The sequence below is a fragment of the Amycolatopsis sp. 195334CR genome, from assembly GCF_017309385.1.
GTDB lineage: Bacteria > Actinomycetota > Actinomycetes > Mycobacteriales > Pseudonocardiaceae > Amycolatopsis.
The window spans coordinates 392,214-407,985 of record NZ_JAFJMJ010000002.1; the positions used below are offsets into that span (position 1 = coordinate 392,214).

A 15,772-nucleotide genomic window follows, 5' to 3' on the forward strand; every position below is an offset into this window, starting at 1 on the left:
GGCACGTCCCTGCCTGTGCTTAGGGTAGGCAAACCTGGGAGGGGGAGCATGCGAGCGGAATGGCTGACCGGGGACGCGGTGATCACCTCGGAGGCGCGGCTGCGGGAGATCGTGCCGCCGCCGGCGCCGGTGATCGCCGACAAGGCCACCGACCACGTCGACGCGGAGTCGGCCCGGTTCCTGGCGCGGGCGACCTTCTGCCTGGTCGCGTCGCGCGGGCCGGACGGTTCGCTGGACCTGTCGCCGCGGGGTGACCCGCCCGGCCAGGTGCTGGTGCTCGACGACAAGCACCTGGCGATCGCCGACCGCCGGGGCAACCGCCGCGCCGACACCCTGCGCAACCTGCTGCACCACCCCGAGATCGGGCTGTTGTTCCTGGTGCCCGGGGTGGAGCACGCGCTGCGGGTCAACGGCACCGCGCGGATCGTGCGGGCACCGGGGCTGCTGGAGCTGTTCGACGGGGAGCCCGCGCTGGCGGTGGTGGTCGAGGTCGCCGAGCTTTTTGTCCACTGTGGACAAGCGCTGAAGCGGTCCGGGTTCTGGGATCCGCCTTCGTGGACCGAGGACGTGCCGAACGCGGTGGAGTTGTGGCGGAGCCAGACCGCGGGGCGCTTCGACTGAACGCCGCATACCGGGAGACGACCGGACCGGTCCCCGCCTGGCACCGTGGTGGACAGCGGCCCACCCCGCGGAAGGAGGCGACCCGGTGCGGATCCTGGTCACGACGGTGGCGTTGCCGGGGCACTTCTTCCCGCTGGTCCCGCTCGCCTGGGCGGGCCGGGCGGCGGGGCACGAGGTGCTGGTCGCCTGTGCCGCGGAGTTCGTGCCGACGGTGCTCGGTTCCGGCCTGCCCGCGGTGTCGACGGGCGCCGGTGAGCGCTTCGACGACGTCAGCGCCGACGACCGCCCGGCCGCCGGGCTGACCCAGCAGCGCATGGCGCACGGCCGGGTGTTCGGCCGGATGGCCGCGCGGAACGTGCCGGGGCTGACCGCGATCGCGAAGACGTGGAAGCCGGACCTGGTGATCAGCGAGCGCGCCGAGTTCGGCGGGCCGCTGGTGGCGGCGAAGCTGGGGTTGCCGCAGGTGGAGCTGCACTGGGGGGTGGCCGAGCTGCCCGAGTACCGGACCGGTGCGGCGGCCGAGCTGGCGCAGCGCGGGCTGCCCGCCCCGCCGGTGCCGGAGCGCCTGCTCAACCCGTGGCCGCCGTCGCTGCGCAAGGCGTACGCGGCGCGGCACGAGGGGATCCGGACGATGTCGTACAACGGTGAGGCCCGGGTGCCGGACTGGGTGATGCGGCCGCGCCGACGGCCGCGGATCTGCCTGACGCTGGGCACGGTGGTGCCGCGGAGCGGGAGCAGCCAGGTCGCCCACGGTGCGGTGGACATCGTGCGCGCGTTGTGCGGGCTGGGCGCGGACGTGGTGGTGGCCATCGACGACCGGATCGCGGCGAGCTGGCCGCCGTTGCCCGCCGCGGTGCGGCACGTGGGGAGGTTGCCGCTGTCGCAGGTGTTCCCGGCTTGTGATGTGGCGGTCCACCACGGGGGACAGGGGACTTCGCTGACCGCGTTGGAGGCCGGGTTGCCGCAGCTGGTGCTGCCGGTCTTCGACGACCAGTTCGACAACGCGGACGCGGTGGTGCGCGCGGGGGCGGGGGTGCGGATGCTGCCGCAGGAGGTGGAACCGTCGGCGATCGCGGCGCGGTGCGCGGAGATCCTGGCGAGCGACGCGTACCGGCCGGCGGCGGAACTGGTGGCGGCGGAGATCGCCGCGCAGGCCACACCGGTGGAGGTCGTGCGCGGGCTGGGCTGGGGCGGAGGATTGCGGCGGGTTGCCTGAGGGCGCTCATCTGGTTGTCAGGCGAGTTCGGTGGTCAGCGTGGTTACGGTGGGCAGGTCGGGGAGCGAGAGGGTCAGGTCGGCGATGCGCTCCGCCTGCTGGGTGCTTACCGTGCGGGTGGCGTTGAGGCGGAACTTGGTGGCCAGTTCCTCAGTGGACAGGGGGTTGCCCGAGCCACCGCGGTTGGCGTCCACTCGTTCTTCCAGGTGCGTGCCGTCGCGGAGCCAGACGCGCAGGACGGCCGGGAACTGGTGCGGGAAGATCTCGTCGCAACGGGCGTCGGGGACGCAGGTGACCTTCGCCGCCAGTGCCAGGCGGGCGGGGTCCGCGGCGGCTTCGTCGGTGAAGTCCTCGTGGAACACGCCGAGGCCGCCACCGCCGAGCAGGCCCGCGGCCACCGTGTACGGGCCCGAAAACGCCGCGTGGTAACCGGATTCCGGGGCGATCTTCGCTTCCCGGGGTTCGCCGATGGTGCGCAGGACGGCGGTGGGGGCGCCCAGTTCGATGCGCTCAATCGCCCCCGGATCGACACCGCGGGCGGCGATGCGCCGGGCCGCGTCGATGCCCGCGTGGGTGAAGTGGTTGCAGGGATACGGCTTGAAGAAGATGCCGGGCAGTTCCCAGTCCTCGCCGAGGCCGTCGGTGATGGCGGCCAGGTTCGTCTGGTCACCGCAGAAGGCTTGCAGCAGACCGAAGCGTCCTTCGAGGACGGTCGGCGGGCCGGTGATCCCGGTTCGCGCGAGACCCGCCGCGGTGACCGCCGAGTGCGCCGCCCAGCCGCAGTGCACGCGTTTCACCGTGCCCCCGGTGCGGTTCGCCTCCAGCAACCCGGCGCCCATGCTGGACGCGATGCCGATCGCGTCGGCGACGTCCACATCGGACAGCATGGCCGAGGCCGCCGCCCCGCCGAGCGCACCGCAGATCGCGGTCGCGTGCAGGCCGCGTTCGAAGAAGACCGAGTTGCCCAGTTCCTCGTCGTAGCCCGCCATGCCGATCCGCACGGCGATCTCCACGCCGACACCGATCGCGTCCAGCAGCTGCGCGCCGGTGGCCCCCCGCGTCTCCGCGGTGGCCAGTGCGGCGGGCACCACCGAAGCCGACGGGTGCAGCACCGAGGGCAGGTGCGTGTCGTCGAAGTCGAGCGAGTGCGCGAGCGTGCCGTTGAGCAGGGCCGCGCTCGGTTCCGGCAGCCGGCCGGCGCCGATCGCGGTGGCACGGCCGTCGCCACCCCATTCGCGGACCAGCGTGCCGACCGCGGCCGCCGGGGGTTCGGCGGTGGCGGCCAGGCTGTTGCCGAGCACGTCGAGCACCCGCCTCGCGGCGTCGGCCCGTAGTTCGGCGGGGAGTCCCTTCTGACGCACCGACGAAGCGAAGGCGGCCAGCTGCCGCACCACGGTCATGCGCTCACCGCCGCGAGCGGGCGGATCGGGGAGCCGGTGCCGCCGGTGATCCGCAGCGGCGCCAGCAGGAAGGTGAACTCCCGCACGCCCGACGCGGCGATCTCCTCCAGGTTCAGGTGCTCCATGATGAAGATGCCCGACTCGACCAGCAGCACCCGGTGCACCGGCAGCACCGCGTGCCCGGCCCCGGCCGGGATCTGCTCGTAGGCGGTGGTGTCGGCCCCGGTGGCCACCACCCGCCGCGCGGCCAGCCACTGCCCGGCGCTCACCGTGGCGCCCGGGACGCCGGTCTGCTTGCCCAGGTAGGCCGGGGTGTCGTCGAAGTTGCGCGCCCAGCCGGTGCGGATCAGCGCCACGTCACCGGGGCCGGGTTCGGCACCGGCGAGTTCCGCGGCGGCGTCGAGGTCGTCGGCGGTGACGCCGTAACCACCGGGCAGGGTCGGCACCCCGTGCACCGCCGCCACGTCGAGCAGCACGGCGCGCCGCAGCAGGCCGGGGAGGTTCTCCGCGCCGTGGGTGGAGAACACCCCACCCTTCTGCGCCTCGGCGGCGTCCACCCCGCCGTGCAGTTCACCGCAGTGGCTCACGTGCGACAGCGCGTCGATGTGCGTGCCGACGTGCCCGCCGGTGACGATGATCTCGTTGGCGGCCGAGCCGCCGTCGGCCCGTTCCATGTCCCCGTGCCGCCGGATCAGCGTCATCCGGAACCCCGGGTGGTTCGGCGAGCACGGCATGCCGGTGAAGAACGGCTGGCCGAGCTCGATCAGCCGCACACCGCCGATGACGGCTTCGAGCAGCGGATCCTGGGTGCGTGTCATGACTTCGGGCCTTCCTTGGCGTTCAGGGCGACGTACTGGTCCGCGACCGAGAGCAGCCACCGCGCGCGCTCGAGCACCGCCTTGTCGACAAACTGTCCTTTGTGGTCGATCCAGGCCGCCTGGTCGTGGTCCACGACCGAACGGGCCCAGGCGACCTCCTCCTCGTCCGGCGCGCACACCTCGTGCACCACCGGCAGTTGCGCGGGGTGGATCACCGAACGGCCGAAGAACCCGGCCCGCCGCCCGGCCACGGTGTCCGCCCGCAACCCGCCGAGGTCGCGCACCGCGGTCCACACGCTCTGCACCGGGCTCGGCAACCCGGCGGCCCGCGCGGCGACCACCACGCGCGAACGCGGCCACGCCAGCGCCGGTCCGCTCGCGACCCGCAGATCGGCCGCGAGATCGGCCTCACCCAGGGAAATCCCGGCCACCAGCGGGTGCGCGGTGGCCAGCGTGAACGCGTTCTCCACGCCCAGCGCCGATTCCAGGATGGGGAACACCGGGACGCCGAGCCGGTCGGCGACCCGCCGCAGCTCACCGGCGTCCTCGCACTTGGGCACCCGCACCCCGGCCAGCGCGCCGGGCGAGCCGGCCAGTGCGCGGAGGTCGGCTTCCCCGGCGTCGCTGCCGGGGGCGTTGATCCGCACGTAGGCCTTGTTCTCCGCCAGCGTCGCCAGCACGTGCTTCCGCGCCTCGTCCTTTGTGGACGGCGATACCGCGTCCTCCAGGTCGAGGACCACCGCGTCGGCCTCGCCGGCGAGTGCCTTGGCCATCCGGTCCGGGCGGTCGCCGGGCACGTACAGCCAACTGCGCGCGATCACTTGATGACGCCCTTCTCCCGCAACGAATCCAGGTCGGTGATGCCGTAGCGCGCCAGCACCTGCTCGGTGTGCGCGCCGAGCGGCGCCCCGGTGGAGCGGATGTCACCGGGTGTCTGCGACAGCCGGAACAACACGTTCTGCATCTTCACCGGGCCGAGTTCCTCGTCGTCCAGCGTGGCGATCGTGCCGAGCGCCTGGAACTGCGGATCGGCCATGATGTCGGCGGCGTTGTAGATCGGCGCGACCGCCGCCTGCGCTTCCTCGAAGGCCTTGATCACCTCTTCGCGGTCTCGCTCGGCAATCCACGAACCCACGGCCTCGTCGAGTTCGTCGGCGTGCTGGGCGCGTTCCCGGCCGGAGGCGAACCACGGCTCGTCGATCAGTTCCGGCCTGCCGACCAGGCGCATCACCCGTTCCGCGATGGACTGCGCGCTGGTGGAGATCGCCACCCAGCGGCCGTCACGGGTGCGGTAGGTGTTGCGCGGCGCGTTGTTCGCCGACCGGTTCCCGGTGCGCTCCTGCAGCTCGCCCAGCTGGTCGTAGGCGATCAGCTGCGGCCCGAGCAGGGTGAGGATCGGCTCGATGATGGCCAGGTCGACCACCTGGCCCTCGCCGGTGTGCTCCCGCGCGCGCAACGCGGTCAGCACGGCGAACGCGGTGGTCAGCGCCGCGATGCCGTCGGCGAGGCCGAACGGCGGCAGCGTCGGCGGCCCGTCCGGCTCGCCGGTGATCGCGGCGAACCCGCTCATCGCCTCGGCCAGCGTGCCGAACCCCGGCCGCTTGGCGTACGGGCCGACCTGCCCGAACCCGGTGACGCGGGCCAGCACCAGCCCGGGATTGAGCTCGCGCAGTTCGTCGTACCCGAGGCCCCAGCGCTCCAGCGTGCCGGGGCGGAAGTTCTCGATCACCACGTCCGCGTCGGCCACCAGCTTGCGGAAGACCTCCTGCCCCTCCGGCGAACCGAGGTACAGGGTGATGGCTTCCTTGCCGCGGCCGAGCATCTTCCACCACAGGCCGACCCCGTCGCGTTGCGCGCCGTGGCTGCGCACCGGATCGCCGTTCGGGTGCTCGATCTTGATCACCTCGGCGCCGAAGTCGGCCAGCATCGTCGCGGCGAGCGGTCCGGCGAACAGCGTGGCCGTGTCGAGCACCCGGATTCCGGACAAAGCGCCGGTCATGCGGCCTCCCGCCTCTTGGTCTGTGTTTCGTTCAGGGAAACAGTAGCGAACGCTGTGTTTCTGACTCCTGCTGACCAAGTTCGCACTGATCGCCGCGTTACGTCAAGTTGACGAGGTTATTGACCTGTGGTGGCGGCTGATGTCACCATGGGCCAGCACTTCGCCGGTGTTTCTCTCAGCGAAACGCCAGGAAAGGAGAGGTGGCATGGCAGGACGGGCACTGATGGCCGGTCTGTGCGCCGGCGTGCTGCTGGCCACCGCGGCCTGCGGTGGCTCGGCGCCGTCGGGGGCGGCGGGCGCGGCGGCGGGCCGGGACGAGGGGCCGGTGAAGATCGGCGCACTGCACCCGGTCAGCGGCGCCTTCGCGGTGGACGGCCAGCAGATGCGCCGCGGCGCGGAACTGGCGGTCGAGCAGCTCAACCGGAACGGCGGCGTCGCCGGGCGGCCGGTCGAGCTGATCACCGGGGACACGCAGGGCAAGGCCGAGGTCGGGCAGAGCGAGGCGCAGCGGCTGATCGCCGAGGGCGCGGTCGGCCTGGTCGGCACCTACCAGAGCGCGGTGAGCACCAACGTGGCCGTGGTCGCCGAACGCAACAAGGTGCCGTTCGTGATGGACGTGACCGCCTCGGACGCGATCTTCACGCACGGGTACCAGTATTCGTTCCGCGTGCAGCCCGGCAGCACCGCGATCGCCAGTGCCGCGGCCAACTACCTCAAGGAGGTTTCCGCGCGCACCGGCAAGGAGGTGCGCAAGGTGGCCTTCCTGCACGAGCAGACCGACTTCGGCCGCGGCGCCGCCGAGGGATTCAGCGCGGCCGCCGAGAAACTGGGCATCGAGGTCGGGCCGGACATCAGCTACGACGCCACCACCGTCTCCGACCTGACCGCGCAGCTGACCCAGGTCAAGGCGTCCGGCGCGGACGTGCTCGCGGTGGCCGGTTACTACTCCGACAGCCTGCTCGTCTCCCGCGCGCTCGCCTCGGTGAAACCGGATCTCGACGCGGTGTGGGGCGTCTCCAACGGCGCCTACGACCAGCCGAAGTTCGTCACCGACGCCGGTCCTGGCGCGGAGTTGTACTTCAACACCAACTACCACTACGACGCGACCAAGCCGGAAACCGTGGCGCTGCGCGAGGAGTACCAGCGCCGCTACGGCGCCCCGATGCGCACCGGCGCGGTGCTCGCCTACGACGCGGTGCAGGTGGTCGCGCAGGCCGTGGCCGGCTCCGGCAGCACCGATCCGGTGCGCGTGCGCGACACCATCAGCGCGCAGGAGGTCGAGCCGCTGACCGTGGGCAACGGCCCCATCTCCTTCGACGGCAAGGGCGACAACCGCAACGCCGTCCCGGTGCTCACCCAGGTGCAGGGCGGGGCGATCAAACAGGTCTACCCGCCGGAGATCGCCGAATCCGAACCCGACTACACCGTGATGTGGCGGCAACCATGACAACCCTTTCCCCGGACCGGAAACGGCTCGACGCCGGGACGCTCAAACGCGGCGGCGCACTGGCCGCCGTGGTGGCGGCGGCCATCGCGCTCGCGCTGCTGCAGTCCGGCAGCGCGCTGGTGGTGTGGCAGTCGGTGGTCACCGGCATCCTCACCGGCGGGCTCTACGGCCTGATCGCGATGGGCCTGACACTGATCTTCGGCGTGCTCGACATCGTCAACTTCGCCCACGGCGCCCTGCTCGCGGTGGCCATGTTCCTGGCCTTCGGCGTGGTGCAGGCGACCGGGCTGCACCCGTACCTCGCGCTCGTGGTGACCGTGCCGGTGCTGTTCCTGATCGGCGCCGCCGTGCACCGAGGCCTGCTCTCGGGCAGTGGCGGCGGTTCGCTGGAGAACCAGCTGCTGATCACCCTCGGGCTGTCCCTGTTGCTGGAGAACGGTTTGCTGTTGTTCTTCGGTGCCGAACCCCGCAGCATCGGCCTGCCGGGCGAGATCCAGATCCCGTTGTTCGGCGCGGTGGTGGCCGGTTCCCGGCTCTACGCCTTCGCCGGTGCGCTCCTGCTGGGCGCGCTGCTGTACTGGCTGCTGCGGCGGACCCGGCTCGGCACCGCCATCCGCGCGGTCGCGGCGAACGGGCCCGGCGCGGAACTGGTCGGCATCAACGTCCGCCGCCTGCACACGCTCACCTTCGCCATCGGCACGGCCTGCGCCGGTGCCGCCGCGGTGCTGGCCGCGCCGCTCATCTCGATCACGCCCACGCTCGGCGCGCAGTTCAACATCACCGCGTTCGTGGTGGTGGTGCTCGGCGGCATGGGCAACGTGGTCGGCGCGCTGGTCGGCGGCCTGCTGATCGGCCTGGTCGAGCAGCTCACCACGATCTTCCTGAACGGCCAGAGCTCCCTGCTCGGCGTGTTCGTGGTGTTCGTACTGGTGCTCTTCCTCCGCCCGCAGGGACTGTTCGGGAGGCGCGCGTGACCGCCACGATCGAACGACCCGCCGAGAAGCCGGTCAAGGCGCCGCCGCTGCGCCCGCAACACCGGCAGCTGGCCGTTCTCGCGGTGCTGGTGCTGCTGGCCATCCCGCTGCCGCTGGTGCTGCCGCCCGCGCTCGGCGCGGTCGCCGTGCGGATCCTGATCTTCCTGCTGATGGCCGTCGGCTGGAACATCATGAGCGGGTTCGGCGGCATGTTCAGCTTCGGCCACGCCGCGTACTTCGGCCTCGGCGCCTACACCAGCGCGTACCTGCTGACCGAGCACGGGGTCTCGCCGTGGATCGGCATGGTGGCCGGGATGGGCGTCGCCGCCGCGGTGGCGGTGGTGATCGGCTACTTCTCGTTCCGCTACCGGTTGCAGGGCGCCTACTTCGCGCTGGCCACCTTCGCCTTCGCCGAGGCACTGCGGCTGATCGCCACCAGCAGCGACTTCGTCAACCGCGCGGTCGGCTTCCAGGTCCCGCTGATCCAGGGCGAATCGTTGTGGCAGCTGCAGTTCGCCGCCGACTCGCCCGCCTACTTCTGGGTGGCGCTGGTGCTGGCCGGGCTCGCGGTGGCGGTCAGCATCGTGTTCCTGCACTCGCGGGCGGGCAAGTACGTCACCGCCATCCGCGACGACGAACTGGCCGCGGCCTCGCTCGGCACGCCGGTGATGCGGCACAAACTGCTCACCGTGGCGCTGTCCGCGGCGATCACCGCGGTGGCCGGGGCCTACTACACGCAGTACTACCTGTTCGTGAACCCGGATCTGGCCTTCGGCGCCTCGGTGTCCATCCAGGCCATCGTGCCGGTGGTGATCGGCGGCATCGGCACGGTGTGGGGCCCGGTGGTCGGCTCGGTGATCATGGGTTCGCTGTCCGACGTCACCGCGACGCTGCTGCGCACCCCGCCGGAGTTCCTGAGCTTCCTGCAGGGCCGCAGCGGGCTGGACGTGGTGCTCTACGCGATCCTGCTGATCTTCATCGTGCGCCTGCTGCCGAAGGGGATCGTGGGCACGCTGAAGGAGAGGTGGCGGCGATGAGCCTGGTGCGGATCTCCGGTGTCGGCAAGTCCTTCCGCGGCCTGCACGCGCTGTCCGAAGTGGACCTCACCGTCGACGAGGGTGAGATCGTCGGCATCATCGGGCCGAACGGCGCGGGCAAGACCACCCTGTTCAACGTGGTGTGCGGGGCGCTCAAGCCCGACACCGGCTCGGTGGAGCTGGCCGGGCGCGACCTCACCGGCGCTTCCCCCGACCGCATCGCGCGGGCCGGCATGGTGCGCACGTTCCAGCTGATGCGCCCGTTCGCCAGCATGACCGTGGTGCAGAACGTCAGCCTCGCCGCGCAGCACCGGCGGATGCCGGCGAAACGGCTGTACGAGCATTCGCTGTCCGTGGTCGAACGGGTCGGGCTCGGCCCGTGGGCGCACCGCCTGGCCACCGAACTGCCCACCGCCGGGCTCAAACGCCTCGAACTGGCTCGCACGCTGGCCATGCGCCCGCGGGTGCTGCTGCTCGACGAGGTGCTGGCCGGGCTGGTGCCCGCGGAACGCGAGCCGGTGCTCGACCTGCTCGCCGAACTGCGCGAGCGGGACGGCACCACGCTGCTGTTCATCGAGCACATCATGGCCGCGGTGATGCGGTTGTCCGACCGGGTGCTGGTGCTGGACCAGGGGCGCGTGCTGGCCACCGGGGCCCCGGAGGAGGTCACCAGCGATCCACGGGTGATCGACGCCTACCTCGGGGAGGAGCCCGCCCGTGCTGACTCTTGACCAGGTGTGCGCGGGATATGGCCGCATGCGCATCCTGCACGAGATCGACCTGCACCTCGGCGAGGGTGAGATCGTGGCGCTGGTCGGCGCGAACGGCGCCGGGAAGACGACCACGCTGCGGTCCATCTGCGGCCAGCTGCGCCCGTCGTCGGGCACGATCACCTTCGACGGCAAGCCGGTCGCGGGCCGCAGGCCGGACCAGCTCGTCCGAGACGGGCTGGTGCACGTGCCGGAGGACCGCGCCCTGTTCGGCACGCTGACCGTCGAGGAGAACCTGCGCATGGGCGCGTGGACCCGCACGGCCGAGCAGGCCGAGGCCTCGTTGCGCGAGGTGCACGAACTGTTCCCGATCCTGGCCGAACGCGGGTCGCAGCTCGCGCAGACCTTCAGCGGCGGTCAGCAGCAGATGCTCGCCATCGCGCGTGCGCTGATGGCCGGGCCGAGGCTGCTGATGCTCGACGAGCCGTCGACCGGGCTGTCGCCGAAGCTGACCTGGACCATGCTCGAAGCGATCCGCCGCATCCGGGACACCGGGGTTTCGGTGCTGCTGGTGGAGCAGAACGCCAAGCAGGCACTGGGCATCGCGGATCGGGCGTACGTGCTGGAGAGCGGGTCGGCGGTGCTGACGGGCACCGGTGCCGAACTGGCCGGCGACGCCCGCGTGCGGAAGGCGTACCTGGGCCTGTGAGCAAGGAACACGTCGACGAACTGGGGCGCTGGGTGTCCACAGTGGATGCCGCGCCGGTGTGCGACCGGCTCGGGCTGGTGCTGCTGGACGTGCTCGGGGTGATGGCACTCGGTACGAACCAGCCGGAGCACCGGGCGCTGGTCGAGGCGTGGCGCCCGCCCGCCGGGCCCGCGCCACTGATCGGCACCGGCGAGCAGGTGTCGGTGGACGCCGCCGCCTGGCTCGGCGCGATGGCACTGGTGTCGCGGGAACTGGACGAGGGCAACAAGTACGCCAAGGGACATCCGGCCGCGCACGGTTTCCCCGCCGTGCTCGCGCTCGCCGCCGAACTCGACAGCAGCGGGGCCGACCTGGCCGCCGCCCTGCTCGCGGCGTACGAGGTGGCGTCGCGGTTCGGCCGGGCCACCCGGCTGCGGCCCGGGACGCACCCCCACGGGAACTGGGGCGTGCCGGGCGCGGCGGCGGGCTGCGCGCGCCTGCTCGGCCTGGACGCGGCCGCCACCGCCGCGGCGATCGACACCGCCGCCGGTATGCCCATCGCCGGGCACTTCGCCTCGGCCACCACGGGAAACCCGGTGCGCGACGCGTGGCTGGGCGCGGCCAACGTGTCCGGTCTGGTGGCCGCGCGCATGGCCGCCGCCGGGATCGCCCGCAACACCGGCACGGCCGCGTTGTCCCTCGGAGAGCTGCTGGGCTCGCTGGACGCCGCCGAGCTGACCGCGGAACTGGGCACCCGCTGGGACATCACGCTCGGCTACTTCAAACGGCACGCGGCCTGCTCGTTCACCCATCCCGCCGCCGACGCGGTGCTCACTCTGCGCGGGCCGGAGATCGAGAGCGTGCTGGTCGAGACGCACGCGCTCGGCGCCGGACTGTCCGGTGTGGACTGGGACAACCGGCTGTCGGCGATGTTCTCCACGCCGTTCGCGGTCGCCACCGCCGCGCTCACCGGCTCGGTCTCGCCGGACGCGCCGCTGGACGATCCGGCCGTCCGCGACCTGGCGAAGCGCGTGCGGCTGGCCGAGGCGGCCGACCTGACCGCCCGCCTGCCCCACGAGCGGGCCGCGCGCGTCACGGTGACCTACGCCGACGGCCGCACCCGGACCGCCGAGGTACCCAACCCAATCGGCGACGCCGACCACCACCCGCTCGGGGAAGCCGAGCTGACCGCCCTGCTCGGCGCGTGGCTGCCGGACCGGCCGGGGCTGGTCGAGCGCGCGGTGGCGCTGAGCCGCGATCTGCCCGGCCTGGCTGCCACCGGTGCCGCCCTGCGTGCACTCGACGGAGGGGAGCCGAGCCGCGACCTGCCCGGCTTGCCTGCCACCGGCGCTGCCCTGCGCGCACTCGACGGAAAGGAGCCGAGCTGATGCGTGCCCTCGCGATGACCCCGATCCACCTCCCGCCCGAGGAGATCGCCCGTCGCCAGTCCCGTTACGACCGCCTCGCCCCACCCGGCCTGCGGATCGAACTGCGCGACGTGGGCCCGGACGCACCGTCCGCATTGGACACGGACGGGTCGGTCCGCGACTCCGAGCGTGCCGTTGCCGCCGCGCTGGCCGCCGCGGACGGAGACTGGGACGTGGCCTTTCCCGACTGCGTGCTCGACCCGGCCGTGCCCGACCGCGTGGCGATCGGCCCGCGCCCGGTGCACGGCCTGCTCAAGCTGAGCGCGTCGCACCTGGCGGCCAAGGGCGAGCGGTTCGGCGCGGTGGTGCGCAACCACGCCATCGGCGCGGAACTGCGCTGGCGGCTGTCCGCGTACGGCATCACCTCCAACCTGGTCGGGGTGCGGGTGCTCGACCTGCCGTTCGAGGCGATCGCGGACACCGCCGCGTGGAACGCCGCGCTGGCGGAAGCGGTGTGCGACCTCGCCGAACAGGGCGCGACCGCGGTGCTCAACGGCTGCTCGGCGGTGGACGTGGTACCGGCCGACCTGCCCGCGCGCGTGGTGGACCCGACCGCGCTGGCGTTGACCGTGCTGATGGCGGAAGGGGAGCACGCGTGAGCGAAGGACCCGATCTGGTCGTGGCTGGTGCGGGCGGCGGGCTCGCCGGGGCGTTGCGGGCCGCCGAACTCGGGCTGAGCGTGCTGGTGGTCGAAGCGAGCGAGCACTTCCGGCGCGGCAACAACACCTCGATGTCCACCGCGATGTTCCCCGGTGCCGGTTCGCGCTGGCAGCGGGAAGCGGGGATCGACGATTCCCCCGGCGGTTTTGTCGCCGACATCATGGCGAAGACCCACGGCCGGGCCGAACCCCGGCTGGCGCGCACGCTGGCCGAGGTCAGCGCGCCGCTGGTGGAGTGGCTGGCCGACGCGGTGCGGTTGCCGCTCTCGCTGGTCACCGACTTCAACTACCCCGGCCACGCGGTCCCGCGCTGCCACTCGATCCCCGGGCGGCACGGGTCCGGGGTGATCGACCACCTGGCCCGCCTGGTCACCGAGCACCCCGCCATCGACCTGCTCGTGCCCGCGAAACTGGTGGACGTGCTGACCGATGTGGACGGTGCCGTGCGGGCGGTGGTGGTCCGCGACCCGAGCGGCGCGGAGGAGGAGATCCCGGCGCGCGCGGTGTTGCTGGCCACCAACGGTTACGGTGCCGACCGCGAGCTGGTGCGGCGGCACCTGCCGGAGATCGCGGACGCGTTGTACCAGGGCAGCGACCAGTCGCTCGGCGACGCCCTGCGCATCGGCGAAAAGCTCGGCGCGGCAACGGGTTTCCTGGACGCCTACCAGGGGCACGGCGCGGTCGCGGCGAACGCGGGCACGCTGGTCGGCTGGGCCACGATCATCCACGGTGGCATCCTGGTCGACCTCGGTGGCCGCCGGTTCGGCGACGAGACCCGGGGCTATTCGGAGTACGCCGCCGAACTGGCCGCACGGCCGGGCGGCACCGGCTGGATCGTGCTCGACGAGGTGATCTTCGAGCAGTGCCAGCCGTTCCAGGACTTCCGCGACACGGTTTCCGCCGGCGCGGTGCACTTCGCCGACGACATCGCGTCGCTGGCGCGCGTCACCGGCCTGCCGCCGGACGCGCTCGCCGCCGAACTCGGCACCGCCGCCGCGATCGCGCGGGGTGAGCGGGCCGACGAGTTCGGCCGCACGAACTGGGAGCGCCCGCTCGCGCCGCGGTACGCCGCGGTCCGCGTGGTGCCCGCGTTGTTCCACACGCAGGGCGGGTTGCTGGTGAACGAGAACGCCGCCGTGGTCGACGCCGCCGACCGGCCGATCCCCGGGCTGTACGCGGCCGGGGGCGCGGCCGCCGGGATCTCCGGCCACGGCGCCGACGGCTACCTGCCGGGCAACGGCCTGCTGCCCGCGTTCGGCCTGTCCTACCTGGCCGCGAACGACATCGCTAAGGAGTAAACGGAAGTGGCTACAACAGAACTGCTGGTCCGCAACGTTCGCGTGGTGCGCCCGGAGGACGCCGACGGGGTGCCGGAACTGCTCGACATCGCGGTGAACGACGGCACGATCGTCCGCGTCGGACCGGGCCTGGACCCGGCCGGCGCCGCCACCGTGGTCGACGGCCGCGGCCTGCTCGCCTTCCCCGGCGTGGTGGACGCCCACCAGCACTGGGGCATCTACAACGAACTGGGCACCGACACCCGGACCGAGAGCCGTGCGAGCGCGCAGGGCGGGGTGACCACCGCGCTGACCTACATGCGCACCGGGCAGTACTACCTCAACAAGGGCGGCAGCTACCGCGAGTTCTTCCCGGAGGTGCTCGGCGCCGCCGCCGGTAAGTCCTATGTGGACTACGCGTTCCACCTCGCGCCGATGATGGCGCAGCACATCGACGAGATCCCGGACCTGGTCGAAGAGCACGGGGTCACCTCGTTCAAGATCTTCATGTTCTACGGCAGCCACGGCCTGCACGGGCGGTCGAGCAGCCAGAGCGACTTCCTGATGATCCCGCCGGAGGAGCGCTACGACCTGGCGCACTTCGAGTTCGTCATGCGCGGCATCCAGCGGGCGCGCGAGCAGCTCACCGACTACGCGGACCACCTTTCGCTGTCGCTGCACTGCGAAACGGCCGAGATCATGACGGCGTACACGAAGCTGGTGGAGCAGGACACCTCGGTGTCCGGGCTGCGGGCGTACAGCCGGTCGCGGCCGCCGCACTCGGAGGGGCTGGCGGTGACGATCGCGTCCTACCTCGCGCACGAGACCGGGCTGCCGAACATCAACCTGCTGCACCTGTCGTCGGAGAAGGCGCTGGATGCCGCGCTGCGCATGGCGAAGACGTTCCCGCAGGTGGATTTCCGGCGTGAGGTGACGGTCGGGCACCTGCTGGCCGATGTGGACACCGCGAGCGGGATCGGCGGCAAGGTCAACCCGCCGCTGCGTGAGCGGGAGGACGTCGAGGCGCTGTGGGGGCACGTGCTCGCCGGTGAGGTCGACTGGGTGGTCAGTGATCACGCGTGCTGCCGCGACGAACTGAAGTTCGGCGAGGACCGGGACGACGTGTTCCTGGCGAAGTCCGGCTTCGGCGGGGCGGAGTACCTGCTGCCGGGTCTGGTCGGCGAGGGCGTGAAGCGGGGGCTCTCGCTCCAGCACATCGCGCGACTGACCTCGTGGAACCCGGCGCGGCGGTATGGCCTGCTGCGCAAGGGCACCATCGCCGAGGGGTACGACGCGGACTTCGCGCTGGTGGACCCGGACGTTTCGTGGACCGTACGCGCGGCCGAGTCGGAGTCGACGCAGGAGTACACGCCGTTCGAAGGCTTCCCGATGACCGCGAAGGTCACCGACACCTTCGTGCGCGGCCACCACGTCTACGCCGACGGCAAGGTGACGGGGGAGCCGATCGGCCAGTACCAGCGACGAGGCCGCTGACCGGG

General features: G+C 72.1%; 15 protein-coding genes. 11 read left to right on the forward strand and 4 right to left on the reverse strand.

Features of this window, described 5'->3' with window-relative positions:
* The first annotated feature begins 48 nt into the window (after nt 1–48).
* Both JYK18_RS24620 and JYK18_RS24625 read left to right on the forward strand, forming a co-directional pair.
* The gene (locus JYK18_RS24620) at nt 49–621 is read left to right on the forward strand and encodes an MSMEG_1061 family FMN-dependent PPOX-type flavoprotein (RefSeq protein ID WP_206805266.1); all 573 of its coding nucleotides are present in this window, start codon (nt 49–51) and stop codon (nt 619–621) included.
* A gap of 85 nt (nt 622–706) precedes the next feature.
* Nucleotides 707–1,837: a nucleotide disphospho-sugar-binding domain-containing protein gene (locus tag JYK18_RS24625; protein WP_206805267.1), complete on the forward strand. Its 1,131-nt coding sequence runs from the start codon at nt 707–709 to the stop codon at nt 1,835–1,837.
* 17 nt (nt 1,838–1,854) lie between these two features.
* Here the strand turns inward: JYK18_RS24625 and JYK18_RS24630 are convergent, their stop codons facing one another.
* The 4 genes from JYK18_RS24630 to JYK18_RS24645 are packed head-to-tail and all read right to left on the reverse strand — an operon-like array spanning nt 1,855 to nt 6,054.
* On the reverse strand, nt 1,855–3,237 hold the full coding sequence (locus tag JYK18_RS24630; protein WP_206805269.1) for an MmgE/PrpD family protein: 1,383 nt from the start codon (nt 3,235–3,237) through the stop codon (nt 1,855–1,857).
* Nucleotides 3,234–4,055 carry a cyclase family protein gene (locus tag JYK18_RS24635; protein WP_206805271.1) on the reverse strand — a complete coding sequence of 274 codons (822 nt, stop codon included), beginning with the start codon at nt 4,053–4,055 and terminating at the stop codon, nt 3,234–3,236. Before JYK18_RS24635 ends, JYK18_RS24630 begins: the two co-directional genes overlap by 4 nt.
* Nucleotides 4,052–4,876 (reverse strand): CoA ester lyase, encoded by an 825-nt coding sequence (locus tag JYK18_RS24640; protein ID WP_206805273.1) that lies wholly within the window; start codon nt 4,874–4,876, stop codon nt 4,052–4,054. The genes JYK18_RS24635 and JYK18_RS24640 overlap by 4 nt, the downstream gene beginning before the upstream one ends.
* Nucleotides 4,873–6,054, reverse strand: a complete 1,182-nt coding sequence (locus tag JYK18_RS24645; protein WP_206805275.1) for a CaiB/BaiF CoA-transferase family protein — start codon at nt 6,052–6,054, stop codon at nt 4,873–4,875. Before JYK18_RS24645 ends, JYK18_RS24640 begins: the two co-directional genes overlap by 4 nt.
* A 205-nt stretch (nt 6,055–6,259) precedes the next feature.
* On the opposite strand from JYK18_RS24645, the gene JYK18_RS24650 reads away from it, so the two are divergent.
* The 9 genes from JYK18_RS24650 to JYK18_RS24690 are packed head-to-tail and all read left to right on the forward strand — an operon-like array spanning nt 6,260 to nt 15,767.
* The gene (locus JYK18_RS24650) at nt 6,260–7,501 is read left to right on the forward strand and encodes an ABC transporter substrate-binding protein (RefSeq protein ID WP_206805279.1); all 1,242 of its coding nucleotides are present in this window, start codon (nt 6,260–6,262) and stop codon (nt 7,499–7,501) included.
* Nucleotides 7,498–8,475, forward strand: a complete 978-nt coding sequence (locus tag JYK18_RS24655; RefSeq protein WP_206805281.1) for a branched-chain amino acid ABC transporter permease — start codon at nt 7,498–7,500, stop codon at nt 8,473–8,475. The genes JYK18_RS24650 and JYK18_RS24655 overlap by 4 nt, the downstream gene beginning before the upstream one ends.
* Nucleotides 8,472–9,512, forward strand: a complete 1,041-nt coding sequence (locus JYK18_RS24660; protein WP_206805283.1) for a branched-chain amino acid ABC transporter permease — start codon at nt 8,472–8,474, stop codon at nt 9,510–9,512. Before JYK18_RS24655 ends, JYK18_RS24660 begins: the two co-directional genes overlap by 4 nt.
* Nucleotides 9,509–10,243, forward strand: coding sequence for an ABC transporter ATP-binding protein (locus tag JYK18_RS24665; RefSeq protein WP_242582047.1), 735 nt, complete (start codon nt 9,509–9,511; stop codon nt 10,241–10,243). The genes JYK18_RS24660 and JYK18_RS24665 overlap by 4 nt, the downstream gene beginning before the upstream one ends.
* Entirely contained in the window at nt 10,230–10,931 is a 702-nt protein-coding gene (locus tag JYK18_RS24670) for an ABC transporter ATP-binding protein (RefSeq protein ID WP_206805286.1), read from the forward strand. Before JYK18_RS24665 ends, JYK18_RS24670 begins: the two co-directional genes overlap by 14 nt.
* A complete protein-coding gene (locus JYK18_RS24675; RefSeq protein ID WP_206805288.1) occupies nt 10,928–12,298 on the forward strand; it encodes an MmgE/PrpD family protein in 1,371 nt (456 codons plus the stop codon). Before JYK18_RS24670 ends, JYK18_RS24675 begins: the two co-directional genes overlap by 4 nt.
* On the forward strand, nt 12,298–12,936 hold the full coding sequence (locus JYK18_RS24680) for an aspartate/glutamate racemase family protein (RefSeq protein ID WP_206805290.1): 639 nt from the start codon (nt 12,298–12,300) through the stop codon (nt 12,934–12,936). Before JYK18_RS24675 ends, JYK18_RS24680 begins: the two co-directional genes overlap by 1 nt.
* On the forward strand, nt 12,933–14,294 hold the full coding sequence (locus JYK18_RS24685; RefSeq protein WP_206805292.1) for an FAD-binding protein: 1,362 nt from the start codon (nt 12,933–12,935) through the stop codon (nt 14,292–14,294). The genes JYK18_RS24680 and JYK18_RS24685 overlap by 4 nt, the downstream gene beginning before the upstream one ends.
* Nucleotides 14,295–14,300: 6 nt before the next feature.
* Nucleotides 14,301–15,767 carry a dihydroorotase family protein gene (locus JYK18_RS24690; protein ID WP_206805303.1) on the forward strand — a complete coding sequence of 489 codons (1,467 nt, stop codon included), beginning with the start codon at nt 14,301–14,303 and terminating at the stop codon, nt 15,765–15,767.
* Nucleotides 15,768–15,772: the final 5 nt, after the last annotated feature.